This window comes from Streptomyces sp. HP-A2021 (genome assembly GCF_022807935.1).
Classification (GTDB): Bacteria; Actinomycetota; Actinomycetes; order Streptomycetales; family Streptomycetaceae; genus Streptomyces; species Streptomyces afghaniensis.
This window is the reverse complement of record NZ_CP094344.1, coordinates 3,474,075-3,497,339: the sequence shown is the minus strand read 5'-3', so window position 1 is coordinate 3,497,339 and position 23,265 is coordinate 3,474,075. Positions and strand designations below refer to the sequence as shown.

The 23,265-nt window shown below is 71.8% G+C and carries 25 protein-coding genes; 13 read left to right on the top strand and 12 right to left on the bottom strand.

What is annotated here, in order from left to right; translation table 11 throughout:
• Positions 1–98: 98 nt before the first annotated feature.
• Complete coding sequence (locus MQE23_RS15790; RefSeq protein WP_243379423.1) at positions 99–950, bottom strand: tetratricopeptide repeat protein; 852 nt, start codon at positions 948–950, stop codon at positions 99–101.
• Between the two features lie 30 nt (positions 951–980).
• Positions 981–1,997 carry a GNAT family N-acetyltransferase gene (locus MQE23_RS15785; RefSeq protein ID WP_243379422.1) on the bottom strand — a complete coding sequence of 339 codons (1,017 nt, stop codon included), beginning with the start codon at positions 1,995–1,997 and terminating at the stop codon, positions 981–983.
• Positions 1,998–2,137: 140 nt separating this feature from the next.
• Here MQE23_RS15785 and fdxA point away from each other — a divergent pair, with 140 nt between their 5' ends.
• Both fdxA and MQE23_RS15775 read left to right on the top strand, forming a co-directional pair.
• On the top strand, positions 2,138–2,455 hold the full coding sequence (fdxA, locus tag MQE23_RS15780) for a ferredoxin (protein ID WP_010047804.1): 318 nt from the start codon (positions 2,138–2,140) through the stop codon (positions 2,453–2,455).
• A gap of 127 nt (positions 2,456–2,582) precedes the next feature.
• Complete coding sequence (locus MQE23_RS15775; RefSeq protein ID WP_243379421.1) at positions 2,583–3,680, top strand: bifunctional succinyldiaminopimelate transaminase/glutamate-prephenate aminotransferase; 1,098 nt, start codon at positions 2,583–2,585, stop codon at positions 3,678–3,680.
• Between the two features lie 68 nt (positions 3,681–3,748).
• Here MQE23_RS15775 and MQE23_RS15770 read toward each other — a convergent pair whose 3' ends face one another.
• Together MQE23_RS15770 and MQE23_RS15765 are read right to left on the bottom strand one after the other, a co-directional pair.
• On the bottom strand, positions 3,749–4,195 hold the full coding sequence (locus MQE23_RS15770) for a hypothetical protein (protein ID WP_020270824.1): 447 nt from the start codon (positions 4,193–4,195) through the stop codon (positions 3,749–3,751).
• A gap of 344 nt (positions 4,196–4,539) precedes the next feature.
• Positions 4,540–5,523 carry a heavy metal transporter gene (locus MQE23_RS15765; protein ID WP_082319772.1) on the bottom strand — a complete coding sequence of 328 codons (984 nt, stop codon included), beginning with the start codon at positions 5,521–5,523 and terminating at the stop codon, positions 4,540–4,542.
• Positions 5,524–5,607: 84 nt separating this feature from the next.
• Here MQE23_RS15765 and dapE point away from each other — a divergent pair, with 84 nt between their 5' ends.
• Positions 5,608–6,687 carry a succinyl-diaminopimelate desuccinylase gene (gene dapE, locus MQE23_RS15760; protein WP_020270826.1) on the top strand — a complete coding sequence of 360 codons (1,080 nt, stop codon included), beginning with the start codon at positions 5,608–5,610 and terminating at the stop codon, positions 6,685–6,687.
• 118 nt (positions 6,688–6,805) lie between these two features.
• Positions 6,806–7,564, top strand: a complete 759-nt coding sequence (locus MQE23_RS15755; protein WP_020270827.1) for a TIGR00730 family Rossman fold protein — start codon at positions 6,806–6,808, stop codon at positions 7,562–7,564.
• Between the two features lie 95 nt (positions 7,565–7,659).
• Here MQE23_RS15755 and folP read toward each other — a convergent pair whose 3' ends face one another.
• Positions 7,660–8,520 (bottom strand): dihydropteroate synthase, encoded by an 861-nt coding sequence (gene folP / locus MQE23_RS15750; RefSeq protein WP_243379420.1) that lies wholly within the window; start codon positions 8,518–8,520, stop codon positions 7,660–7,662.
• Between the two features lie 135 nt (positions 8,521–8,655).
• On the opposite strand from folP, the gene MQE23_RS15745 reads away from it, so the two are divergent.
• Together MQE23_RS15745 and MQE23_RS15740 are read left to right on the top strand one after the other, a co-directional pair.
• Entirely contained in the window at positions 8,656–9,057 is a 402-nt protein-coding gene (locus MQE23_RS15745) for a DivIVA domain-containing protein (protein ID WP_082319773.1), read from the top strand.
• Positions 9,054–9,644, top strand: coding sequence for a DNA-3-methyladenine glycosylase I (locus MQE23_RS15740; protein ID WP_279345144.1), 591 nt, complete (start codon positions 9,054–9,056; stop codon positions 9,642–9,644). The genes MQE23_RS15745 and MQE23_RS15740 overlap by 4 nt, the downstream gene beginning before the upstream one ends.
• 15 nt (positions 9,645–9,659) lie before the next feature.
• Here the strand turns inward: MQE23_RS15740 and MQE23_RS15735 are convergent, their stop codons facing one another.
• On the bottom strand, positions 9,660–10,463 hold the full coding sequence (locus tag MQE23_RS15735) for an enoyl-CoA hydratase-related protein (RefSeq protein WP_243379419.1): 804 nt from the start codon (positions 10,461–10,463) through the stop codon (positions 9,660–9,662).
• 385 nt (positions 10,464–10,848) lie between these two features.
• On the opposite strand from MQE23_RS15735, the gene MQE23_RS15730 reads away from it, so the two are divergent.
• On the top strand, positions 10,849–11,016 hold the full coding sequence (locus tag MQE23_RS15730) for a DUF3117 domain-containing protein (RefSeq protein WP_003966491.1): 168 nt from the start codon (positions 10,849–10,851) through the stop codon (positions 11,014–11,016).
• A 118-nt stretch (positions 11,017–11,134) separates the two neighbouring features.
• On the opposite strand, the gene MQE23_RS15725 is transcribed toward MQE23_RS15730, so the two are convergent.
• Positions 11,135–11,833, bottom strand: coding sequence for an O-methyltransferase (locus MQE23_RS15725; protein WP_279345197.1), 699 nt, complete (start codon positions 11,831–11,833; stop codon positions 11,135–11,137).
• 162 nt (positions 11,834–11,995) lie between these two features.
• On the opposite strand from MQE23_RS15725, the gene sigE reads away from it, so the two are divergent.
• From sigE to MQE23_RS15700, 5 genes are all read left to right on the top strand, one after another.
• Positions 11,996–12,766 (top strand): RNA polymerase sigma factor SigE, encoded by a 771-nt coding sequence (sigE, locus tag MQE23_RS15720; RefSeq protein ID WP_243379418.1) that lies wholly within the window; start codon positions 11,996–11,998, stop codon positions 12,764–12,766.
• 71 nt (positions 12,767–12,837) lie between these two features.
• Complete coding sequence (locus MQE23_RS15715) at positions 12,838–13,764, top strand: zf-HC2 domain-containing protein (RefSeq protein ID WP_280641066.1); 927 nt, start codon at positions 12,838–12,840, stop codon at positions 13,762–13,764.
• A 132-nt stretch (positions 13,765–13,896) separates the two neighbouring features.
• The gene (locus MQE23_RS15710) at positions 13,897–15,882 is read left to right on the top strand and encodes a trypsin-like peptidase domain-containing protein (protein ID WP_243379417.1); all 1,986 of its coding nucleotides are present in this window, start codon (positions 13,897–13,899) and stop codon (positions 15,880–15,882) included.
• Positions 15,883–16,075: 193 nt separating this feature from the next.
• Positions 16,076–16,516, top strand: coding sequence for a sec-independent translocase (locus MQE23_RS15705; protein ID WP_037667704.1), 441 nt, complete (start codon positions 16,076–16,078; stop codon positions 16,514–16,516).
• 235 nt (positions 16,517–16,751) lie between these two features.
• A complete protein-coding gene (locus MQE23_RS15700) occupies positions 16,752–17,423 on the top strand; it encodes a hypothetical protein (RefSeq protein WP_020270838.1) in 672 nt (223 codons plus the stop codon).
• A 120-nt stretch (positions 17,424–17,543) separates the two neighbouring features.
• Here the strand turns inward: MQE23_RS15700 and MQE23_RS15695 are convergent, their stop codons facing one another.
• Genes MQE23_RS15695 through MQE23_RS15685 form a run of 3 tightly spaced genes read right to left on the bottom strand, consistent with a single transcriptional unit; the run spans position 17,544 to position 20,596 of the window.
• Positions 17,544–18,677 carry an Mrp/NBP35 family ATP-binding protein gene (locus MQE23_RS15695; protein ID WP_020270839.1) on the bottom strand — a complete coding sequence of 378 codons (1,134 nt, stop codon included), beginning with the start codon at positions 18,675–18,677 and terminating at the stop codon, positions 17,544–17,546.
• A 43-nt stretch (positions 18,678–18,720) separates the two neighbouring features.
• Entirely contained in the window at positions 18,721–19,320 is a 600-nt protein-coding gene (locus tag MQE23_RS15690; protein WP_020270840.1) for a DUF1003 domain-containing protein, read from the bottom strand.
• Positions 19,310–20,596 carry a CBS domain-containing protein gene (locus MQE23_RS15685; protein WP_020270841.1) on the bottom strand — a complete coding sequence of 429 codons (1,287 nt, stop codon included), beginning with the start codon at positions 20,594–20,596 and terminating at the stop codon, positions 19,310–19,312. The genes MQE23_RS15690 and MQE23_RS15685 overlap by 11 nt, the downstream gene beginning before the upstream one ends.
• Positions 20,597–20,809: 213 nt before the next feature.
• On the opposite strand from MQE23_RS15685, the gene MQE23_RS15680 reads away from it, so the two are divergent.
• Positions 20,810–21,568, top strand: a complete 759-nt coding sequence (locus MQE23_RS15680; protein WP_020270842.1) for a hypothetical protein — start codon at positions 20,810–20,812, stop codon at positions 21,566–21,568.
• 4 nt (positions 21,569–21,572) lie between these two features.
• On the opposite strand, the gene MQE23_RS15675 is transcribed toward MQE23_RS15680, so the two are convergent.
• Positions 21,573–22,085 (bottom strand): hypothetical protein, encoded by a 513-nt coding sequence (locus MQE23_RS15675; RefSeq protein ID WP_020270843.1) that lies wholly within the window; start codon positions 22,083–22,085, stop codon positions 21,573–21,575.
• Between the two features lie 23 nt (positions 22,086–22,108).
• Positions 22,109–23,224: a magnesium and cobalt transport protein CorA gene (locus MQE23_RS15670; RefSeq protein ID WP_020270844.1), complete on the bottom strand. Its 1,116-nt coding sequence runs from the start codon at positions 23,222–23,224 to the stop codon at positions 22,109–22,111.
• Positions 23,225–23,265: the final 41 nt, after the last annotated feature.

The following is a 23,265-nucleotide window of genomic DNA, read 5'->3' as shown; positions in this document are numbered from 1 at the left end:
CGCGGGGCTGTATCGATATGCGGCTCCGCCGCGCGGGCGCGATCAACCACGAACAACCCGCACACGCCCACTTCCCGCAGCCCCACGGCGAGAACGCGTCAGTTCAACATGGCCCTGGCCGCGTGGGCTTCCCCCCGCACCCGATCCGCGGCCCCCTCATCCACCGCCCCCAGAACCTCCGCATACGCCTCCAACTCCACCGCCCCACCCAGAAAATCCCCCCGCCCCACCAGCAACTGCGCCCGCTCGTACCGCAACCGAGCCGGATGCGAGGGCAGCAGCAACGACAGCTCGACCGCCCACAACGCCACATCCGACCGCTCCGGCCGAGCCGCCGCCCACGCCCGCACGTTGTTCAGAATCCGCAACACCACATCCAGCGGGTCGGCCGGCCGCAGCATCGACGGATCCAGGTGCGCCCCCGTCGCCCCGGCGACCAGCAACTCGGCGTCCGCCCCCGTCAGCACCCGCCCCCCGTCGAACGGATCGGCGAGCACCTGCCCCTCGTCAGGCCCGAAGCCGACGACGAAATGCCCCGGCAGAGCCACCCCGTACACCGGCGCCCCGGCCCGCCGGGCCACCTCCATCCACACCACGGACAGCAGGATCGGCAGCCCACGGCGCCGCACCAGCACCTCGTGCAGCAGTGAGGACTCAAGGCGCTGGTAGTCGGCCGGGGCGCCGTGAAACCCCATCCGGTCCCCGAGCAGCTCCCGCAGGGCGACCGCCCACGCCTGCGGCCGGCCGGGCCGGTACGGCAGCAGCCCGGCCAGCCGGTCCAGCTCGACCTGCGCGGCGTCCATGCCCGCCTCGTCCAGCGCTCCGTCCGCCACCGCGCCCACCAGCAGGCACAGCGTCGACAGATCGGGCCGCTCGGACCGGGCCTCTTCGGCGAACCGCCGCCGCAGCTCGGCGGAACGCTCCGGGGGCGGGGGGTAGGGGGGACGCATAGCTGGCTCGTGCCCTCTCACGACGATCGGTTACCGGCCGGGAGCCCGGGCATCCGGCTCCCGGTAGTGGTGGTAGGCGTGGTGCGCGGCGAAGCCCATCCCGGCGTACAACGCCCGTGCTCCCTCATTCTCGGCCTCGACCTGGAGCCACGCGGCCGATGCGCCCTCCTCCAGGGCCCGCCGGGCCAGCGCCGCCATCACGGCCGTGCCCAGTCCCTGCCGCCGCAGATCCGGATCGACCTCGACGGCGGCGAACCCGGCCCACCGCCCGTCGACGACACACCGCCCGATGGCGGCCGGGGCCGCTGCCTCCGCCGTACCGGGCACGGTCGCGAACCACACCGATGGCCCGGCCCCCAGCACCCGCAGGGCGACCTCGCTCACGCCCTTGCGCTGGTAGCGCGCCAGCCACGCCTCGTCGGCCTCCCGGGCCAGTACGACCTCCGACGGCTCGGCGAGGTCGGCGACCGGCGCCAGCGGCCCGATCCACAACTCCGCCGTCACCTCCCGCACCCAGCCCCGCTTCTCCAGCTCCGCGCACAGCAGCTCCTGTGTGCCCTCGGCACCGGTCGCGGTCTGGACGTAGGCGGGCAGGCCGCGCTCGCCGTACCACCGCCGAACGGCGTCGAGGGCCTCGTCCAGGGACACGCCCGGGTCACCGAGCGGCAGCACGGAATTCGCCCGGCGCGTGAACCCGGACGAGGCCCGCAGCTCCCAGTCCCCGAGCCGCTCGCTCTCCACGGGCCGCCAAGCCCGCGCGGCGACCCGGGCGAGTTCCTCGTAGGACGCGGCCGGACCGCGGCGACGCGCCGGCGCGTCGGGCACGACCTTGCCCGCGACCAGCGTGGATTCCGCTATGCGGACGCTCTCGCCGGACTTTCGTGTGATCAGCAACACACCTTTGTCCCATGATGTGAGAACTCCGACCGTGTCGGTGAACTTCTCACCCGGAGCCGCATGTTCGATCAAGCTCCGCACGGAGACCCGTTTGCCCACGTCAGCAGCGGTGATACGGACCTCGAGCCGCCCGGCCGCAGAGATTTCCACAGGTCAGTTCACCCCTCCTGTTCGGATCATGCCCAGGAACGGAGATACTAGGGGCGGGCATCGACGACGCCGCGCTCCCGCGCGCCAGGCGGCGGAGCCTGAGGAGGCCCGCCAGCGCCCTATCGAGGAGGAACGACAGCGTGACCTACGTCATCGCGCAGCCTTGTGTCGACGTCAAGGACAAGGCGTGCATCGAGGAGTGCCCGGTCGACTGCATCTACGAGGGCTCCAGGTCCTTGTACATCCACCCGGACGAATGCGTCGACTGTGGTGCCTGTGAGCCGGTCTGCCCGGTCGAGGCGATCTTCTACGAGGACGACACTCCGGAGGAGTGGAAGGACTACTACAAGGCGAACGTCGAGTTCTTCGACGAGCTCGGCTCGCCCGGCGGTGCCAGCAAGCTGGGGCTGATCGAGCGCGACCACCCCTTCATCGCCGCGCTGCCGCCGCAGGCCTAGTCACCGCAAGCGGCCCGCACATCCGTGCCGCCTCGGTCCCGTACGGCCCGATCACGCCCTGGTCGCCGTACGGGGCCGAGGCGTTTGCCGCGACGGCTCGTACGTACCAGAAAGTGAGCCAGAAACCGTGTCCGCAGTCTCCGACCGTCTCCCCACTTTCCCCTGGGACAAGCTGACGCCGTTCAAGGCCACGGCCGCCGCCCATCCGGACGGCATCGTGGACCTGTCGGTCGGCACCCCGGTCGACCCGGTCCCCGAGCTGATCCAGAAGGCGCTGGTCGCCGCGGCGGACTCCCCGGGCTACCCGACCGTCTGGGGCACGCCCGAGCTGCGCGACGCGATCACCGGCTGGGTCGAGCGCCGCCTCGGCGCCCGGGACGTCACCCACCGCCACGTCCTGCCGATCGTCGGCTCCAAGGAGCTCGTCGCCTGGCTCCCGACCCAGCTGGGCCTCGGCCCCGGCGACCGGGTGGCCTTCCCGCGCCTGGCCTACCCGACGTACGAGGTGGGCGCCCGCCTGGCCCGCGCCGAGTACGAGGCCTACGACGACCCGACCGAGCTGGATCCCGAGGGCCTGAAGCTCCTCTGGCTGAACTCCCCGTCCAACCCGACGGGCAAGGTCCTGCCGAAGGAGGAGCTCACCCGGATCGTCGCCTGGGCCCGTGAGCACGGCATCCTGCTCTTCTCCGACGAGTGCTACCTGGAGCTGGGCTGGGAGGCCGACCCGGTCTCGGTGCTGCACCCGGACGTCAACGGTGGCTCGTACGAGGGCATCGTCGCCGTCCACAGCCTCTCCAAGCGCTCGAACCTGGCCGGCTACCGGGCGGCGTTCCTGGCCGGCGACCCGGCGGTCCTGTCGCCCCTCCTGGAGATCCGCAAGCACGGCGGCATGATGACGTCGGCACCGACCCAGGCCGCGGTGGTCGCGGCCCTCGGCGACGACGAACACGTCCGCGTCCAGCGCGAGCGTTACGCCGCCCGCCGCACCCTCCTGCGCGAGGCTCTCCTCGCCCACGGCTTCCGCATCGAGCACAGCGAGGCCAGCCTCTACCTGTGGGCGACCAGGGGCGAATCCTGCTGGGACACGGTGGCCCACCTGGCCGAACGAGGCATCCTCGTGGCCCCGGGCGACTTCTACGGCCCGGCAGGCGCCGAGTTCGTCCGGGTGGCCCTGACGGCGACGGACGAGCGGGTACGGGCGGCAGTGGACCGGCTGGGCAAGTAACCGGGTACGCAGCAAACCGACGGGGTCCAGGGAAACTCCCTGGACCCCGTCGGCGGTGGAAGCCCGGGTCAGCCGACCGGCAGGCCCTTCGCCGGCAGCGAGCCCGTGGACGGCACCCCGCCCTTCGTCAGGGAGTCCGTCGGCAGGCCTCCCTGCGCCGAACCGGCCGCGTCACCGACGAGCTGCCCGGCGGAGCCCGCCGCGTCACCGGCCGCCTTCTGCGCGAGGGGCGTGGTCTTCTTGACCGTCTTGCCGCCGATCTTGCCCGCGGCCGGCACCGCCTTCTTGACGGTCTTGCTGCCGGTGTCACCCGCGGACTTGGTGACGTCCCGCGCCGCGCCGTCGACGGTGTTGCCGACGTTCGCCCCGTCCAGGGCGGTCAGTCCGCCGAGGTTCGGGTTGGCCGGCAGCTCGGGGGCCGCACTGGCGGAGCCGGCCGCACCGACCCCGGCAGCCGCTCCCGCAGCGACGATCAGCGCGGCACGGGCGATCCGGCGGGTCAGGGGGAGGGACATGGTGCTCCTTCGACGGGAGAGAACAGTGAGGTTCTGAAGTGTCCGACCGGGTCCGGGAGTTGATCGACTGGCTGTTGATCGCCCCGGCTCGGACGCAGTGACTACCGCTCGAAGCCCTCGAAGGTTGCGGCGGCGCAACGTAAAGATTTGGCAATGTGTCGCATAATCGGCTGCGGACAAACGGGCAAAAAGACCCCCGCCGGGAAGAACGCCGAATCCTTCCGGCCCTTTGACCCCAAGGGCTTTCAAGGACTCCCGGGTGAGGGCACGGAAACCTGCGCACACCGTCGCGGCAGAGCCGCGCGGGCAACCCTCACGGGTGGGTTCCCGTACCTCTGTCCGATCTAGCGCATCGTGACAATACGGACGGCGTCCGTGTCCCGCTCCGCACCCGGGGTGCCCTTCGTCACGGCCTCCCGCCACTCACTGGCGGTGTTCCCGGCGACCCACTCCCGGCCCGCGTAGGTGACGCGAGCGATGTGCAGCTCGGAGGCGTTGGCCACGGCCCAGTGCGCCAGCTGCCAGCCCCGCTGCTCCAGGCTCCGCCCGCCGGCGGAACTCGTGTCGGCGGTCACCGGCAGCGTCATGGTCCGCCCGTCGGACCCGCCCGCACCGCTCGGAGACGGCGTCGGCGTGGCCGCCGACGAGCCGCCCACCTCCGCACCGGCCGGCTGCAGCACATCGCGCCCGAAGTCCCGCACGAGCGCGGCACGCACCCCGTCCGGACCCGTCGCCCGGGTCGCGGCCGGGCGGCCCTCGCAGGTCAGCGTGGCAGCGGACTGCCCGGTGAGAGCCGCGGCGAGCAGCGCCGCGTCCGGCTCGTGCTTGGCGTAGGCCTGGGGGAAACCGCTGCGCTGCACGCGCTGCGCGGCGACCGTGAGCGGCAGGCGCGTGTAACCGGGCACCTTGACCAGGTGGTCGTAGAACTCGCCGGCCGAGTACGTCGGGTCCAGGATCTCCTTCGGCGTGCCCCAGCCCTGCGAGGGCCGCTGCTGGAACAGGCCGAGCGAGTCCCGGTCGCCATGGCGGATGTTGCGCAGGCCCGACTCCTGGAGGGCGGTCGCCAGCGCGATGGTCACGGCCCGCTCCGGCAGGCCGCGCCCGTCGCCCACGGCGGCGATCGTCGCCGCGTTCACCGCCTGCTCGGGCGAGAACTCGTACGAGGCCCCGTCGCCCTTGCCGGAGACGACTTTGCAGCCCGGTCCGCCGGTGCCTCCGGTGACGTACTGCACCACGAGGTAACCGGCGATCGCGAGCAGGACCACGAACGCGGACCCGCATCGGACGAGGCGGCCGCGACGCTTGGGGGAAGAGGACGGCTCTGGCACGCCGTACAAGGTACTGGAGAGTACGGAGTGCCTTGTGCCAGGTGTGGACAGTGTGCACACGCCTGGCGCGTTAGGGTCGACGGCATGGCCGACACCTCCCTTGACCTCACGCTGGATGCCGCGGAGCTCACCGCCCGGCTCGTCGACTTCCGCTCCGAGAGCGGCACCGAGAAGCCGCTCGCGGACGCGATCGAGACCGCGCTGCGCGCGCTGCCCCACCTGTCGGTCGAGCGGTTCGGCAACAACGTCGTGGCCCGGACGGACCTGGGCCGCCCGGAGCGGGTGATCCTGGCCGGTCACATCGACACCGTCCCGATCGCGGACAACGTCCCCTCCCGGCTCGACGAGGACGGCGTCCTGTGGGGCTGCGGCACGTGCGACATGAAGTCGGGCGTCGCGGTGCAGCTGCGCATCGCGGCCACGGTCCCCGCCCCCAACCGCGACCTGACCTTCGTCTTCTACGACAACGAGGAGGTCGCCGCGGAGCTGAACGGCCTCAAGCACGTCTCCGAGGCGCACCCCGAGTGGCTGCAGGGCGACTTCGCGGTCCTCCTGGAACCGTCGGACGGCCAGGTCGAGGGCGGCTGCCAGGGCACGCTGCGGGTGCTGCTGAAGACCAAGGGCGAGCGGGCCCACTCGGCACGCGGCTGGATGGGGTCCAACGCGATCCACGCGGCCGCCCCGATCCTCACCCGCCTGGCCTCCTACGAGCCCCGCTGGCCCGTGATCGACGGCCTGGAGTACCGCGAGGGCCTGAACGCGGTGGGCATCACCGGGGGAGTGGCCGGCAACGTGATCCCCGACGAGTGCGTCGTCACCGTCAACTTCCGCTACGCGCCCGACCGCACGCCCGAGGAGGCCGTGGCCCACGTCCGGGAGGTCTTCGCGGACTGCGGCGTGGACGAGTTCGAGGTGGTCGACCACAGCTCGGCCGCCATGCCGGGCCTGTCCCACCCCGCGGCGAAGGCGTTCATCGAGGCCGTGGGCGGCACCCCGATGCCGAAGTACGGCTGGACGGACGTGTCCCGCTTCTCGGCCCTGGGCGTCCCCGCGGTCAACTACGGCCCGGGCAACCCCCACTTGGCGCACAAGCGGGACGAGCGCGTGGAGACCGCGAAGATCCTCGCGGGCGAGGAGCGCCTGAGGAACTGGCTGACGGCCTGACCGGCCGGGACGTCATCGTGTTTACGGCGCTCCATCGCGGACATGCTCACGTCCCTCGTTCGTAACCCGCGTAGATCTACGCTGAGGTGGAACGACCGGCACGACGGAGGGAGCGCACATGGCGACCGGCAACCCCGAGGGGAAGAAGCAGCCGCCGGAGGAACAGCGCCTGGGTCCGGTCCTCCGGCGGCGGGGGCAGGTGCAGGCCAGCACCACCGACCAGCGGCTGCTGGACGAGCGCGCCCCGTCCGACTGGGTGCACACCGACCCCTGGCGCGTGCTGCGCATCCAGTCGGAGTTCATCGAGGGCTTCGGCGCGCTCGCCGAGCTCCCGCCCGCGATCAGCGTGTTCGGCTCGGCCAGGACTCCGGCGGACTCCCCCGAGTACGAGGCGGGTGTCCGGCTGGGCCGGGGCCTGGTGGACGCGGGCTTCGCGGTCATCACGGGCGGCGGCCCGGGCGCGATGGAGGCGGCCAACAAGGGTGCCCTGGAGGCCAAGGGCATCTCGGTCGGCCTCGGCATCGAGCTGCCGTTCGAGCAGGGCCTGAACCCGTACGTCGACATCGGCCTGAACTTCCGCTACTTCTTCGTCCGGAAGATGATGTTCGTCAAGTACGCCCAGGGCTTCGTCGTCCTGCCCGGCGGCCTCGGCACCCTCGACGAACTCTTCGAGGCCCTCACCCTCGTCCAGACCCAGAAGGTCACCCGTTTCCCCATCGTCCTCTTCGGCAGCGAGTACTGGGGCGGCCTGGTCGACTGGCTCCGCCGCACGGTCATCGCCCAGGGCAAGGCCGCGGAGAAGGACCTCCTCCTGTTCCACGTCACGGACGACGTGGACGAGGCGGTGGCCCTGGTGTCGAAGGAAGCGGGCAGGTAGAGGCGAGCCGGGGTTCTTGCTCGAGTGATTCGGGTGGCGGCTGGGCATAGGCCGGGGTCCAGGGGCGGAGCCCCCTGGTACCTCAGGTCAACGCCCTAGGCCAGCCCACGCCGGGCAACCGCAGGCTCCCGCCACCCCGCGATCGCCCCCACCATCTCCAGCACCTGCCGCGTCTCCGCGACCTCGTGCACCCGGTACACCTGCGCCCCCAGCCACGCGGACACCGCAGTCGTGGCCAAGGTCCCCACCACCCGTTCCTTCACGGGCCGATCCAACGTCTCCCCCACGAAGTCCTTGTTGGACAACGACACCAGCACCGGCCACCCCGTGGCGACCATCTCGCCCAGCCGCCGAGTCGCCTCCAGACTGTGCCGCGTGTTCTTCCCGAAGTCGTGCCCGGGATCGATCATGATCGACTCCCTCGGCACGCCCAGCGCCAGCGCCCGCTCCGCCAGCCCGACCGTCACGTCCAGGATGTCGGCCATGACATCGTCGTACTCCACCCGATGCGGCCGGGTCCGCGGCTCCGCACCACCCGCGTGCGTGCACACCAACCCCACCCCGTACCGCGCGGCGACCTCGGCGAGCCCAGGATCCACCCCGCCCCAGGCGTCGTTCAGCAGGTCCGCCCCGGCCTCGCACACGGCCTCGCCGACCTCGGCCCGCCATGTGTCCACGCTGATGACCACGTCCGGGAACCGCCGCCGCACCTCCGCGACGAAACCGACCGTCCGCCGGGCCTCCTCCGCGGCCGTGACCTCCTCGCCCGGCCCGGCCTTGACCCCGCCGATGTCGATGATCGCGGCTCCCTCGGCCACCGCCTGCTCCACGCGCGCGAGGGCCGGCTCGTCCCGGAAGGTCGCGCCCCGGTCGTAGAAGGAGTCCGGGGTCCGGTTCACGATCGCCATGATCACCGGCTCGTGCGGCCCGAATTCCCGCCTGCCCAGCCTGAGCATCCGCTGTGACCTTTCCTGGTACGTCCCCGTCTTCCGCCGCCTGCGACCCTAACTGTCGGACTCGCATGGCACGATCGGAGCCTGACACCATCGGTGTCCGAAGACACCGACAGATCCGACCGTGGGGGCTCCGCGATGGTTATGTTCCTGTTTCTGGTCGTCGCGCTAGCCGTCGTGGTCGCCGCGGTGACCCTCGCCGTGGTGGGTGGCGGCGAGAACGGCCCGCTGCCCGAGGCCGTCCCCGAGCGGCTGCGGGACCCGCTGCCCCCGGACCGCCCGGTCGACCGTGCCGACGTGGAGGGCCTCCGGTTCCCGCTCGCCGCCCGCGGCTACCGCATGGCGGACGTGGACGACGCCCTCAGTCGCCTGGGTGCCGAGCTCGCCGAGCGGGACGCCCGCATCGCCGACCTGGAGTCGGCCCTGGCGGGCGCCAGAACAGCCGCCGGCCACGGCCAGGTGCCCAGGGAGAACCACACCTCCGCGGAGAACCAGGTGTCCATGGACAAGCCCAGCCCGCGCCAGGAGGACCGGCCGTGAGCGACGGCGCCGCCCTCGCCGGCCCGGACGGCGCGCTGCGCTGCCCCTGGGCCCTGTCCGCCCCGGAGTACGTGACGTACCACGACGAGGAGTGGGGCCGCCCGGTCCACGGCGACGACGCGCTCTACGAGCGCCTCAGCCTGGAGGCCTTCCAGTCCGGCCTGTCCTGGATCACGATCCTGCGCCGCCGCCCCGGCTTCCGCGCCGCCTTCGCCGATTTCAAGATCGCCTCGGTGGCGGCCTTCACCGACGAGGACCGTGAGCGCCTCCTCGCCGACGCCGGCATCATCCGCAACCGCGCCAAGATCGACGCGACGCTCGCCAACGCGCGTGTGCTGGCCGAGTGGGCCCCGGGCGAACTGGACGAGCTGATCTGGTCCCACGCCCCCGGGCCGGGCACCCGCCCGGTCCCGAAGGCGCTCTCCGACGTCCCGGCCGTCACCCCAGAGTCGACGGCCCTGTCCAAGGCGCTGAAGAAGCGGGGCCTGCGCTTCGTCGGCCCCACTACGGCGTACGCGCTGATGCAGGCCTGCGGACTGGTCGACGACCACCTCCAGGACTGCGTCGCGCGTCGACCGGGCGGCTGACCTGCGGCGACGGAGTCAGCGGCCCAGGTACCGGGGCTTTTCCTTGTTGACGAAGGCCTGCACCGCGATCGCGTGGTCCTCGGAGGAGCCCGCCCGGGTCTGGAGCTCGTCCTCCTTCTCCAGGGTCTCCGCCAGGGAGTGGGTCAGCCCGTAGGCCATCGACTCCTTCAGCGCCGCGTACGCCACCGTCGGCCCCTCGGCCAGGGCACGCGCCACCTTCTCGGCCTCCGCGCGCAGCTCGCCGGGCGGCACCAGCCGGTTGGCGATGCCGAGCTCGTACGCCTCCTGCGCGCTGATGCTCCTCGGGAAGAGCAGCAGGTCGGCCGCCCGCCCGGGGCCGATCACCCGCGGCAGCGTCCAGGAGATCCCCGAGTCGGCGGTCAGCGCCACCCCGGCGAACGAGGTGTTGAACGCGGCCGTGTCCGCCACGATCCGGTAGTCCGCCGCGAGCGCGAAGCCGAAGCCCGCCCCGGCCGCCACCCCGTTCACTGCGGCGACGACCGGCTTCGCGGCCTCGGTCAGCGCCCGCACGATCGGGTTGTAGTGCTCCCGCACGGTGCTCATGGTCTGCCCCGAACCGGTCTCCCGGTCCTCGATCAGCAGCCCGATGTGCTCCTTGAGGTCCTGTCCGACGCAGAACGCCCGGTCACCGGCGGCCGTCAGCAGCACCGCCCGTACGGCGGAGTCGTCCGCCGCGGACCGGACCGCGTCCCGCAGGGCGACCTTGGCCGCCACGTTCAGCGCGTTCATCGCCTCCGGGCGGTTCAGCGTGATCGTCGCGAGTCCGTCGCTCACCTCGTAGAGCACGGTGTCGGCCATGGAGTATCCCCTCCGTGTCGCTGCTCGGGGACGTACCGGCCGGTACGTCCCGGGTCTGAGGACAGCATGACGGAGATCGTCGACGGTCGACCGGACCGGACGTGTGACCTGCGTCAAAGAATTCTCGTCCGTTTCCGTTCGGCGGATGTGTGTGCGGTGGCGGAGTATCGCAGTCACATCGCCGAATTGAGTGGTTTTGCTCGCGTGCGTTGCCCAAGCGATGCCGACTGATGTTGGTCATCGGGTCCTGCGATGCGGGATAATGGCCTGGAAGCAATGTGTTCGATGCCGGTGTCGCGTGTCCTGCCTCAAGGACCGCACTGTGCCCTTCTTCAGGGGGCCGTCGGCCTTGACGATGAGCTGGGTTTCAGGAAGGGGAACGAGCATGGCGGCCATGAAGCCGCGGACGGGTGACGGCCCGCTCGAGGTGACCAAGGAGGGGCGGGGCATCGTCATGCGCGTTCCGCTCGAAGGCGGCGGTCGGCTCGTCGTCGAGCTGACCCCGGACGAGGCCGACGCCCTGGGCGACGCCCTCAAGAAGGTCGTCGGCTGACGCGCAAGCGACCATACCCTTTCAGCTGCCCCGGCATCACATGAGGTGCCGGGGCAGCTGTTTTCTCACCGATGCCTTTCGCCTGCCCCGGGTTCGGCCCGACTAACGTGCTGCCCGGCTACCGTTTCACCGCGCACAGCAGCCCGTCGCCCACCGGCAGCAGGGACGGCACCAGCTCCTGGCTCTCGCGCACGGCCCGCAGCAGTTCCCGCAGCCGCAGCACCTCGGTGGGCTGGGGACCGGAGTCCACCGTCCGGCCGTTCGCGAAGGCGCCCTCGAAGACGACGAGCCCGCCGGTGCGCAGCAGCCGCAACGATTCGGCGAGGTAGTCCATGACCTCCAGGCGATCGCCGTCGCAGAAGACGAGGTCGTAGCCGGCGTCCGCGAGACGGGGCAGCACGTCCAGGGCGCGGCCCGGAATGAAACGGGCCCGGTTGCTGGCGAAGCCGCAGGCGCGGAAGGCCTGGCGGGCGAACTGCTGGTGCTCCGGCTCGGGATCCACGGTGGTCAGAACACCGTCCGGGCGCATACCGTGCAGGAGGTGGATCCCGGAGACACCGCAGCCGGTCCCGATCTCAGCGACTGCCTTCGCGTCGACGGAGGCGGCCAGCAACCGCAGCGCGGCGCCCGTGCCGGGCGACACCGAGCGCAGACCCGCCTCACGGGCCCGGTCGCGGGCCCAGCGCAGCGCGTCGTCCTCGGCGACATAGGCGTCGGCGAACGCCCAGCTCGTCTGCCGGTTGCCGGTAATGACCCTCTCCTGTCCCCGTGAATGCCTGGGCGTGACTGTATCCGTTGGGCCCGGGAACCCGCAGATGGGACCGGTCGTTTAAAGGGGGAAGCGAGTGGCGCGGGTCGTGACGGGGGGCAGTCAGTGGATCGAGGCGCCGAGCAAGTGGCGACGCAGCAGTACGAGGCGTATCAGCCCAGATCAAATTCTCGTAAAACCACTTATCCGGTCCTAACGGGCGAGGTGGCTATGGTAGGGGCTCCACTGGACACCACCAGAGCTGACAGGGGAGGTGCGGCTGCGCCTGTGGATAGGGGAGGAGTGCTTTGGCGCTTCTTCACATCGGCGGGCAGGCCGACATCCGTGAACGACACCGCTGACCACAGCCACGCCGCTGACTTCGCCCAGACCGCGACCTTCACCACCGACGCGGACGGGCAGGCGTGGACTCCGCCCACGTGGGAGGAGATCGTCAGCACGCACAGCGGCCGGGTCTACCGGCTCGCCTACCGCCTGACCGGCAACCAGCACGACGCCGAGGACCTCACGCAGGAGGTCTTCGTCCGTGTCTTCCGTTCCCTGTCGACGTACACGCCGGGCACCTTCGAGGGCTGGCTGCACCGCATCACGACGAACCTGTTCCTGGACATGGTCCGCCGCAAGCAGCGCATCCGTTTCGACGCGCTCGGCGAGGACGCGGCCGAGCGGCTGCCCAGCAAGGAGCCCTCGCCGCAGCAGGTCTTCAACGACGCGCACTTCGACGCGGACGTCCAGCAGGCCCTCGACACCCTCGCTCCCGAGTTCCGCGCCGCGGTCGTCCTGTGCGATATCGAAGGGCTGTCGTACGAGGAGATCGCCGCGACCCTCGGGGTCAAGCTCGGCACGGTCCGCTCGCGGATCCACCGGGGGCGTTCCCAGCTGCGCAAGGCCCTCGCGCACCGCTCCCCGGAGGCGCGCGCCGAGCGCCGCTCCTTCGTGCCCCGTGTTCCCGCACTGGGAGGAGGGGGCGCGAGCGCGTGAGCGGATCACGGCCGAAAGCTACCGAGGGACACCTCGCAGAGCAGCACCTGGGAGACCGACTCTCCGCCCTGGTGGACGGAGAGCTCGGTCATGACGCGCGTGAGCGCGTACTGGCGCATGTGGCCACCTGCCCGAAGTGCAAGGCGGAAGTGGACGCCCAGCGCCGGCTGAAGAACGTCTTCGCGGAGGCGGCTCCGCCGCCTCCCTCCGAGAGCTTCCTGGCCCGCCTGCAGGGACTACCCGCGGGCGGCGGCCCGGACGGTGATGCCACACCGCCGGGCGGGGGAGGGCTGCCCGGCGGACTGTCCGGACGGTTCGGATCGTCCGGGGCCTTCGGGGCCAAGCGCGGCGACCGGTTCGAGTTCGGGTACGTCCCGGCCCGGCCGCACGTCCCCGTGCTGCCGTCCGACGGCCGCGGCCTTCCTCCGGTCGGCCGGGGCTTCCGTATCCACGACGTCGGGCGGCATGAGCCCGACAGATCCTCCTCGCGGCTGCGGTTCGCCTTCGCGGCAGCCGGGGCCGTGTCCCTGGCCGCGATCGCGCTGGGCGGCGTCACCGCCGGCACCCCGACCGACACGGAGGCCCGAGGCGGCGCGGGCACGGGAAGCAACGTGACACCGATGCGCACGCAGGGCACGGGCGTCGCGACCCCGCCCGAATCGCAGCGGCGCCGCGGTACCGCGCCGTTGCCCGGGCAGGTGCACGGCCAGAGTGTGCTCGGCCGCACCCCGGTCGCCCCGACCGAGGTGTCCGCGCCGCTGCTGCCGGGTGTGCCGCCCTCCGCCTCGGGACAGCAGGCCGTGCACGCGCTGGCCGCCCCGGTGATGGCCGGTGCCGCCGTGGTGTCCCCGCTGATACGTCCGCTCGAGGCGGCCCCGCCGGCCGCCCTGACCTCGTGGTCGACGGTCCCCGAGATCGCGGCGCCCCTCCTCGCCGTGCCCCTCCCGGACACGACCTCGTCCCCCTCTTCTCCCGCCTCCTCCCGTACGGCTCGCTGACCGGCCGCTGCGCGGCGGCGAGCGAACCTGATTGAATCCGGGGGTGGCGCCCGCGGCCGAGGCGTGGCCGTGGCGCCGATTCGACGAACTGCGGCTACCGCCGTCGAGCCGTGCCGCGGCTGTGGGGAGAGCATGAACGAGGGGAAGCCCACGAAGGCCAAGTGGTGGAGCCGTCCTCGGCCGCAGGGCCTTTCGGGGGAGCCGGAGAGGGCGGAGCAGGCGCCGGCGGACTCGGCCCGCACCGACGGTGACTTCGAGCTGGCGCGGCCTGCCGTGCGGCAGGCCGAGGACGGTGGCGACTACGAGCTGAGGCGCCCCGAGCCGGTGTCGGCCGACGGCGAGCGCGCGGTGCCCGCCGGGGGCGCCGAGGACGGCATGCCCGCCGCGTCCGCTGTGCCGGCCCAGGGCGGGTCTGCGGGGATCCCGGTGGAGTCCGGGAACCCGGCAGAGACCGGGACCACCGCGGAGGCCGGGAGTGCCGTGAAGGCCGGGGACGCCCCCTCCGCCGTGCCGGTCCAGGGCGGACCTGCCGGGACCACCGCGGAGACCCGGAGTGCCGTGGAGGCCGGGGACGCCCCTTCAGCCGTGTCGGTCGATGGCGCCCCCAAGCCCCTGCACGATCCCGACCCCTACAGCACGCCGCCCTATGGCGAACCCGGCCCCTGGGCGCCCGCGCCGCCGGTGCAGCATCCGGCGGCGACCCCGGCGCACGGCGTGGTGACGGCGGACCGGCCGGTCATGCCCGGCGCGCCCGTTCCGCCGCCGCAGGGGACACCGGCGGCGCCTCCCGGCATCCCCGGGCCGGCCGCGCCCCTGCCGCCCCCCGGCGGCCCCGCACCGGTGCCCGCCGCGGCTGTCTACGCCGACACTCTGCCCCCGACCCCGGCAGCTGCCCCCGCCCCCGACCCCTGGCAGCGCTACGACCCCTGGGCAGCCCCCGTGGCCCCCGGCGGCCACGGCCCTCTCCAGCAGAACGGGGCCGGAGTGCTCAGCACGGAGCAGCGGCGCCGGCGGGGCAGGAAGGCGCTGGTCGGCGGTGCCGTGCTGCTCGCGCTCGTGTCCGGGGGCGTCGGCGGTGGCATAGGGACGTATCTGGAGCGGAACGGCGGCATCGGGACCGTCGAGCTGCCGCAGGCCGGGAAGGAGCCCGCCGGGCGGGACGCGGACAGTGTGGCGGGGATCGCCGGGCGGGCCCTGCCCAGCGTGGTCACGCTGCATGTGAGCGGCTCCGGCGAACAGGGCACGGGCACCGGCTTCGTGCTCGACACCCGAGGGCACATCCTCACCAACAACCACGTCGTGCGGGCCGCCGGATCCGCCGGCGAGATCACGGTGACCTTCAACGGCGGGGAGACCGCCGAGGCCGAGCTCGTCGGCCGGGACAGCGGCTACGACCTCGCCGTCGTGAAGGTGAAGGGCGTCAGCGGCCTCACCCCGCTGCCGCTCGGCAACTCGGACAACGTGCAGGTCGGCGACCCGGTCGTGGCCATCGGCGCGCCCTTCGACCTGGCCGGCACCGTCACCTCCGGCATCATCAGCGCCAAGCAGCGGCCCATCACGGCGGGCGGCGAGAAGGGCGACGGCAGCGACGTGTCGTACGTCGACGCGCTCCAGACCGACGCCCCCATCAACCCGGGCAACTCCGGCGGGCCCCTGCTCGACGCCGAGGCCCGGGTCATCGGCATCAACTCGGCCATCCGGTCGGCAGGCGGCGGCGCCGAGCCGGACGGCGGCCAGGCCGGCTCGATAGGCCTCGGCTTCGCCATACCCATCAACCAGGGCAAGCGCGTCGCCGAGGAACTGATCAACACCGGAAAGGCGACCCACCCGGTGATCGGCATCACCCTCGACATGGACTACACGGGCGACGGCGCCCGCGTCGCCGCCGAGGGCAGTGAGGGCGGACCGCCGGTGACCTTGGGCGGTCCGGGCGCCAAGGCCGGGATCAAGGCGGGCGACGTCATCACCGAGGTCGACGGCCAGCGCGTCCACTCCGGCGAGGAACTGATCGTCAAGACCCGCGCCCGCCGTCCCGGCGACCGGCTGGAGCTGACCGTGGAGCGCGCCGGCAAGGAGCGGACGGTGTCCCTCGTCCTCGGGTCCTCCGGCGGCAGCTGAAGCGTGATGTCCGGCACTTACAGGAACGAATCAGGCAAACATTCGGGAAAGCGCTCCCACTGGCCGCACTCGGAGGTCTCGGGACGGTACCGGTCGGACAGGATCGCCGGGTACCGTGGATCCGGCCCGGACCACGGCAAGACCCCCATGACCACCGAGGGCCGAGGACCGAGGACATCGCAAGGAGCTTCAGGTGTTCAATGACATAGGACCACTCGAGCTGATGACGCTCATCGTCCTCGCCGTGCTCGTCTTCGGTCCGGACAAGCTCCCCAAGGTCATCCAGGACGTGACGCGTACGATCCGGAAGATCCGTGAGTTCTCGGAGAGTGCCAAGAACGACATCCGGGAGGAACTGGGCCCGGAGTTCAAGGACTTCGAGTTCGAGGATCTCAACCCCAAGACGTTCATCCGCAAGCAGCTGGACAACGAGGACCTGGGGCTCAAGGAGATCCGCAACGGCTTCGACCTGAAGAAGGAGATGGCCGAGGTCACCGACGCCGTCCACGGCCGGGACTCCGACTCGTCCTCCTCGTCGGCCTCCGGCTCGTCCGGCGGCCGTATCGACATGACGAAGAAGCCCGAGATCCCTGGCCAGGACGACCGGCCGCCCTTCGACGCGGACGCCACCTGAGGCGACACACCGGGGCGTACGCCCCCGGCGCGCGTGACGTGTTTCATACTCCGGTCGGGCTGTGTACGGCCTGAACAAGGCGCCCGTGCGGCCCATGCGCCGGGCGGTTTCCCTGCTGCTCGCAGCGGTGTGGCTATGCTGCCGAGTTGATGGGCGGGCCGTACTGGACCAGCAACGCCGCCCGAAGGGGGGCGGGCCGTTCCGGCCCGACGAGAGCGAGGAGGCGTCCGGGCATATGGAGACGACGAGTCGGGCAGTCGCACAGGCGCCGGCCGCGGAGGGCGGACAACAGGCCCCCTCCGCCTGGCGCACGGTCGACGGCTACCTGCGCGCGCCCTTCCCGTGGTACGGCCTCGACGAGGCGTTCACGGGACCGCGCTGGCTGATGCAGGTCGGCACGACGGCCGACGGAGCCGTGGAACACGGGTCGATCGGGCACGGTGACGAGCCCACGGTGCGCAACGAGCATGCCGCCGGGGGTGATCAGGAAGCCAAGGAGAAGTTCGCGGTCGTGGTGACCGTGGCGGCGAGTCCCTCACGGCGCAGTGCGGACGGCACGGGGCTGCTGGAGGCGACGTCGGTGTCCTCGGCGGCGTGGCTCGCGGGTGTGGGGCTGCTGTCCTTCACGTGGCCCGGGCAGATGGACCACTCGCTGCGGGACGACTGGCTGGAGCAGCAGACGGAGACCGCGTGGGTGCTGGCGGACGACCTGGAGGGGGCCGACTGGTCGACGCTGTCGCTGCCGGTGGACGGGGTGCCGACGGTGTTCCACTACCGGGAGTCCGAGTTCGGGTGGGTGCTGGCCGGGTCGACGTCCGCGGGTGTGCATGTGGGTGCGTACGGGCGGGGCATGAGTGCGTATGGGCTCGGCTTCGCCGTGGTCAAGGACATCGCCGCTTACGCGTGACCTGAGTGTGGGGCGCCGTGGGATTGCGGCGCCCCTTCGCCGTAGGGGTACGGCATGTAGGGCGGCTGCGGGTGCGATGTGGTTGATCGCGCAGTTCCCCGCGCCCCCAAAAGGGTCCGTCTAGAACTTGTTCCTCGGAGTGATTCCCAGGGACAGGCCCGAAAGGCCCCGCTGCCGTCCTCCCAGTTTTCCGGCGATCGCGCGCAGGGCCGAGCCCGCCGGGGAGTCCGGGTCCGTCAGGACCACCGGCTTGCCCTCGTCGCCGCCCTCGCGCAGGCGGACGTCGATGGGGATGTTGCCGAGGACCGGGACGTTCGTGCCGGTCGTGCGGGTCAGGCCGTCGGCGACCGCCTGGCCGCCGCCCGTGCCGAAGACGTCGACCATCTCGCCGCAGTGCGGGCAGGGCAGGCCGGACATGTTCTCGACCACGCCGACGATCTTCTGGTGGGTCTGGACCGCGATGGAGCCCGCGCGCTCGGCGACCTCGGCGGCGGCCTGCTGCGGGGTCGTGACGACCAGGATCTCGGCGTTCGGCACCAGCTGGGCCACGGAGATCGCGATGTCGCCCGTGCCGGGCGGCAGGTCCAGCAGGAGGACGTCCAGGTCGCCCCAGTACACGTCCGCCAGGAACTGCTGGAGGGCGCGGTGGAGCATCGGGCCGCGCCACACGACCGGGGCGTTGCCCGGGGTGAACATGCCGATGGAGATGACCTTCACGCCGTTCGCCGACGGCGGCATGATCATGTTCTCGACCTGGGTCGGACGGCCGTCGGCGCCCAGCATGCGCGGCACGCTGTGGCCGTAGATGTCGGCGTCGACGACACCCACCTTGAGGCCGTCGGCCGCCATCGCCGCCGCCAGGTTCACTGTCACCGAGGACTTGCCCACGCCGCCCTTGCCGGAGGCGACCGCGTAGACGCGGGTCAGGCTGCCCGGCTTGGCGAAGGGCACCTCGCGCTCGGTCTGGCCGCCGCGCAGGGCGGACGCCAGCTCGCGGCGCTGCTCGTCGCTCATCACGTCGAGCGTGACGTCGACGCGGGTGACGCCCTCGACCCCGGACACCGCCTCGGTCACGCGCTGCGTGATCGTGTCCCGCATCGGGCAGCCCGAGACCGTCAGGTACACGGTGACCGCGACCGCCCCGTCCGCGCCGATCTCCACGGATTTGACCATCCCGAGTTCGGTGATGGGCTTGTGGATCTCGGGGTCGTTCACCGTCGCCAGTGCCTCGCGCACCGCGTCTTCCGTAGCCATAAGGACGATGGTACGGCGCTGTACCGGTGCGTAGGAAAGCGTCTCAGCGGTCGTCTGCGTCACGTCCCCGTGACCGTTCCGCCGGGAACACGACCGGGTCGTGACGGTGGCCGTTGTGCCGCTCCTCCAGTTCCTTGACCACGTCCTGGAGTTCCGAGCGGATCCAGTCGCGGGTGGCGACCTCGCCGAGGCCGATGCGCAGGGCCGCGACCTCGCGGGTCAGGTACTCGGTGTCCGCGATCGACCGCTCGTTCTGCTTGCGGTCCTGCTCCAGATTGACCCGGTCGCGGTCGTCCTGCCGGTTCTGCGCGAGCAGGATCAGCGGGGCGGCGTAGGAGGCCTGGAGCGACAGCATCAGGGTCAGGAAGATGAACGGGTACTCGTCGAAGCGCAGGTCGCGCGGGGCGAGGCTGTTCCAGGCGACCCACAGGATGATGACGGCCGTCATCCAGACCAGGAACCGTCCGGTGCCGAGGAAGCGCGCGATGCGCTCCGACAGCCGCCCGAAGGCCTCCGGGTCGTACTCGGGCAGGATGCGGCGCTTGGGCACGCCCGGCTGGTCGAGGCGGGCGGTGCGCGGCCGGCCCGCGGCCGTGGAGCCGGACGGCGTGCGCTCGCGCAGGGTCTCGCGCTCAGGAACCATCGGTCGCCACCTCCTCCTCGGCCAGGTGGAACTCCGTCTCCCGCCAGTCCTCCGGGAGCATGTGGTCGAGTACGTCGTCCACGGTCACCGCGCCCAGCAGCGAGCCGGAATCGTCGACCACGGGCGCCGCGACCATGTCGTACGTGGCGAAGAACCCGGCGATGGCGGGCAGGTCCGCGTCGGGGTCGAGCGGTTGCAGGTCGCTGTCCAGGATCGAGCTGACCAGGGAGGGCGGTGGCTCGCGCAGCAGGCGCTGGAAGTGGACCGTGCCGAGGTACTTGCCGGTCGGCGTCTCGTCCGGCGGCCGGCAGACGTAGACCTGGGCGGCCAGGGCGGGGGAGAGGTCGGGGTTGCGGACGCGGGCGAGGGCGTCGGCGACGGTGGCGTCCGGGCGCAGCACGATCGGCTCGGTCGTCATCAGACCGCCCGCCGTGCGGTCCTCGTACGACATCAGGCGCCGCATGTCGGCCGCGTCGCCGGGCTGCATCAGGCTCAGCAGCCGCTCCTGCTCGTCCGTCGGCAGCTCGCCCAGCAGGTCGGCCGCGTCGTCGGGGTCCATGGCCTCCAGGACGTCGGCGGCGCGCTCCTCCTGCAGCTTGCCGAGGATCTCGATCTGGTCGTCCTCCGGGAGCTCCTCCAGCACGTCGGCCAGCCGGTCGTCGTCGAGGGCGGCGGCGACCTCGGCCCGGCGCTTGGGGGAGAGGTGGTGCAGGACGTTGGCCAGGTCGGCGGGGCGCAGCTGCTCGAACGTGGCGAGCAGGTTCTCGGCGCCCTGCCCCTGTTCCTCCAGGGAGAAGCCGGTGACGGCGGTCCACTCGACGGTCAGCGCCTCGCCCTTGGCGCGCCGGAAGGCACTGCCCTTCCTGCCCTTGCGGACGAAGACCCGGTCGATCTCCCACTCCCGGCGGGCCGGCAGCTGATGCACCGACAGATCGAGGACGGTGACCTCCTCGCCGGTCTCGGTGAGGACGACGCGCCGGTCCAGCAGTTCGCCGAAGACCAGCCGCTCGGTGGGTCGCTGTTCGAAGCGCCGGACGTTGAGCACGCCGGTGGTGATGACCTGCCCGGACTGGATGGCGGTGACCCGGGTCATCGGCAGGAAGATGCGGCGGCGGGTGGCGAGTTCGACGACGAGGCCGAGCAGCCTCGGCGGTCGCTGCCCCACCCGCAGCATGACGACCAGATCGCGCACCCGCCCCACCTGATCGCCGGCGGGGTCGAAGACGGCGACACCGGAGAGGTGCGATACGAAGATCCGGGGGGCGCCCGCTGCCATGGCCGCGGCTCCTTTTCGTGCGGGGTGTTCCGTGGTGCCTGACTGTGTGCCTGTCTTTTCCGAATTGCCTGCTCGGGTGGGCTTCAGGCTAGCCCGTCCTGATCGGGGACGCGTCGGCGGGCGTTCCGGACGGACTGGCTCCGACCTGCCCGCACGTCCCCGGTACCCTGCGGTACGCCGTTCAGGTCTCCCGTCAGAGAGGCAGCCCCACCTGTGACTCCGATTCGCCAGGGCCGCAACCACAGTGCCGCACTCGCGAGCGCGATCTGCGTACTGGCCGTGACCGGAACGGTGCTCACGGGCTGCGCGGAGGAGGATCCGAACGAGGGCACCAACGGGGTCGGCAGACTGTCCGCCGAGAAGATCCAGGCCAAGACGCGTACGGCCGCCGAGTCCGCCGGGGCGGTCCGGCTGCACGGCAGCGTCGTCAGCGGCGGGCGCACCTACGCCCTCGACATGCGGCTGAAGACCGACGGCGGCGAGGGCTCGGTCACCACCAAGGGCGCGACCTTCCGACTGCTGCGCATCGGCGAGCAGCTCTTCGTCAAGGCCGACGCGGAGTTCTGGAGTCATGGCGCGGGCCAGGGCGAGGGCGGCAAGGCGGACGCCGCCGCGGCCTCCAAGCTCGGCGGCAAGTTCGTGAAGGTGCCGCAGGGCGACCCTTCGTACAAGAAGTTCAGCGGTTTCACGGACAAGGGTGTCCTCCTCGACGGTCTGCTGACCCTGCACGGCAAGCTCGCGACGGACGGCCACGACGAGCAGGCGGGCATCCGCACCATCCGCATCTCGGGCGACAAGGGCTCCGGCGGCACCCTGGAGGTGTCCCTGGAGGGCAAGCCGTATCCGCTGCGCCTGGAGCGGGCCGGTGGGGCGGGTACCCTCACGTTCTCCGCCTGGGGGCAGGACTTCTCGCTGCGGGAGCCGGAGAAGAACGAGACGGTCGACTACGGCAGGCAGCTGCCGGCGTCGTAGGCGGTCAGGAGCGTTTGCGCTTCTTCAGCAGCAGGCGGGGCAGACCCGCCGGAATCGGCCGGCGGGTGATCGCCGGGGTCGGCAGCGGCGGCTCGGACAGGGAGTCGTCGGGCAGCGGCGCCGTCGTCCCGGTCGGCTCCAGGCGCAGCACCCGGCACTCGCGGGCCCAGCGGGCGGTCATCGCCTCGCCGTCGGGCGCGTTCAGCCGCTTGCCCTTGAGCTCGGCGACGGCCGCGTCCCACGCCTCGGAGCCCGGGGAGAGCTGGGTGACCCGGGCCGTCCAGGAGACCAGCCGGCCCCCCTTGTCCTTGCTGCGGACCGTCACCCGGGCCTCGGCCCCGTCGGCCAGGCCCGGCAGCGGCTGCTCGCCGGGACCGTCGCCGACCAGGCACGCGGCACCCTCGTGCCACACGTGCCACAGCGCACGCGCCGGGCCGTCCGGGCCCTGGACCCAGACGAGGCCGGACTTCTTCGTGGCCTCCTCGACGAGGGCCTGGCCGAGCAGCTCGCTTGTCATGGCCCCCAGCCTATCCACGCCGTTCACAGCCACCCGTTCCGCTTCAGAGTGCGGTGGATGCCCAGGCAGATGACCACCGTGATGCCCATGATCACCGGGTAGCCGTACCGCCAGTGCAGCTCCGGCATGTGGTCGAAGTTCATGCCGTACACCCCGCACACCATCGTCGGCACGGCGATGATCGCGGCCCATGAGGTGATCTTGCGCATGTCCTCGTTCTGCGCCACGGACGCCTGCGCGAGGTTGGCCTGGAGGATGGAGTTGAGCAGCTCGTCGAAGCCGAGGACCTGCTCCTGGACCCGGGCCAGGTGGTCGGCGACGTCCCGGAAGTACTTCTGGATGTCCGGGTCGATCAGCCGCATCGGCCGCTCGCTCAGCAGCTGCATGGGCCGCAGCAGCGGCGACACGGCCCGCTTGAACTCCAGCACCTCGCGCTTGAGTTGGTAGATCCGGCCGGCGTCCGAGCCGCGCGGCGAGCCCTTGCGCCCCGGTGAGAACACCTCGGTCTCGACCTCGTCGATGTCGTCCTGCACGGCGTCGGCGACCGCGATGTAGCCGTCGACGACGTGGTCGGCGATGGCGTGCAGCACGGCCGAGGGGCCCTTGGCCAGCAGCTCGGGGTCGTCCTGGAGACGGTGCCGCAGGGCCCGCAGGGAGCCCTGACCGCCGTGCCGGACGGTGATGAAGAAGTCCCGTCCGGTGAAGCACATGACCTCGCCGGACTCGACGACCTCGCTGTTGGCGTCGAGCTGGTCGTGCTCCACGTAATGGATGGTCTTGAAGACCGTGAAGAGGGAGTCGTCGTAGCGCTCCAGCTTGGGCCGCTGGTGGGCCTGGACGGCGTCCTCCACCGCCAGCGGGTGCAGTCCGAACTCACTGGCGATGCCGGAGAATTCGGCCTCGGTCGGCTCGTGCAGGCCGATCCACACGAAGCCGCCGTCGCGGCGCACCAGGCGCACCGCCTCGTGCGGCGTGAGCGGGTTCTCGGTCTGGATGCGGCGGCCGTCCCGGTAGATGGCGCAGTCGACGACGGCGGAGGCCGTCGCGGGGCTGCGGGTGGCGTCGTACGTCCCGCCCTCCTTGCGCAGCGACACGCGGGACGGGCGGACGACGGCGCGCAGGTCGCGGATCATCGACATGGCGGGCTCCTTCGCGACAGGCAACGAAAGGCGCCGGACCC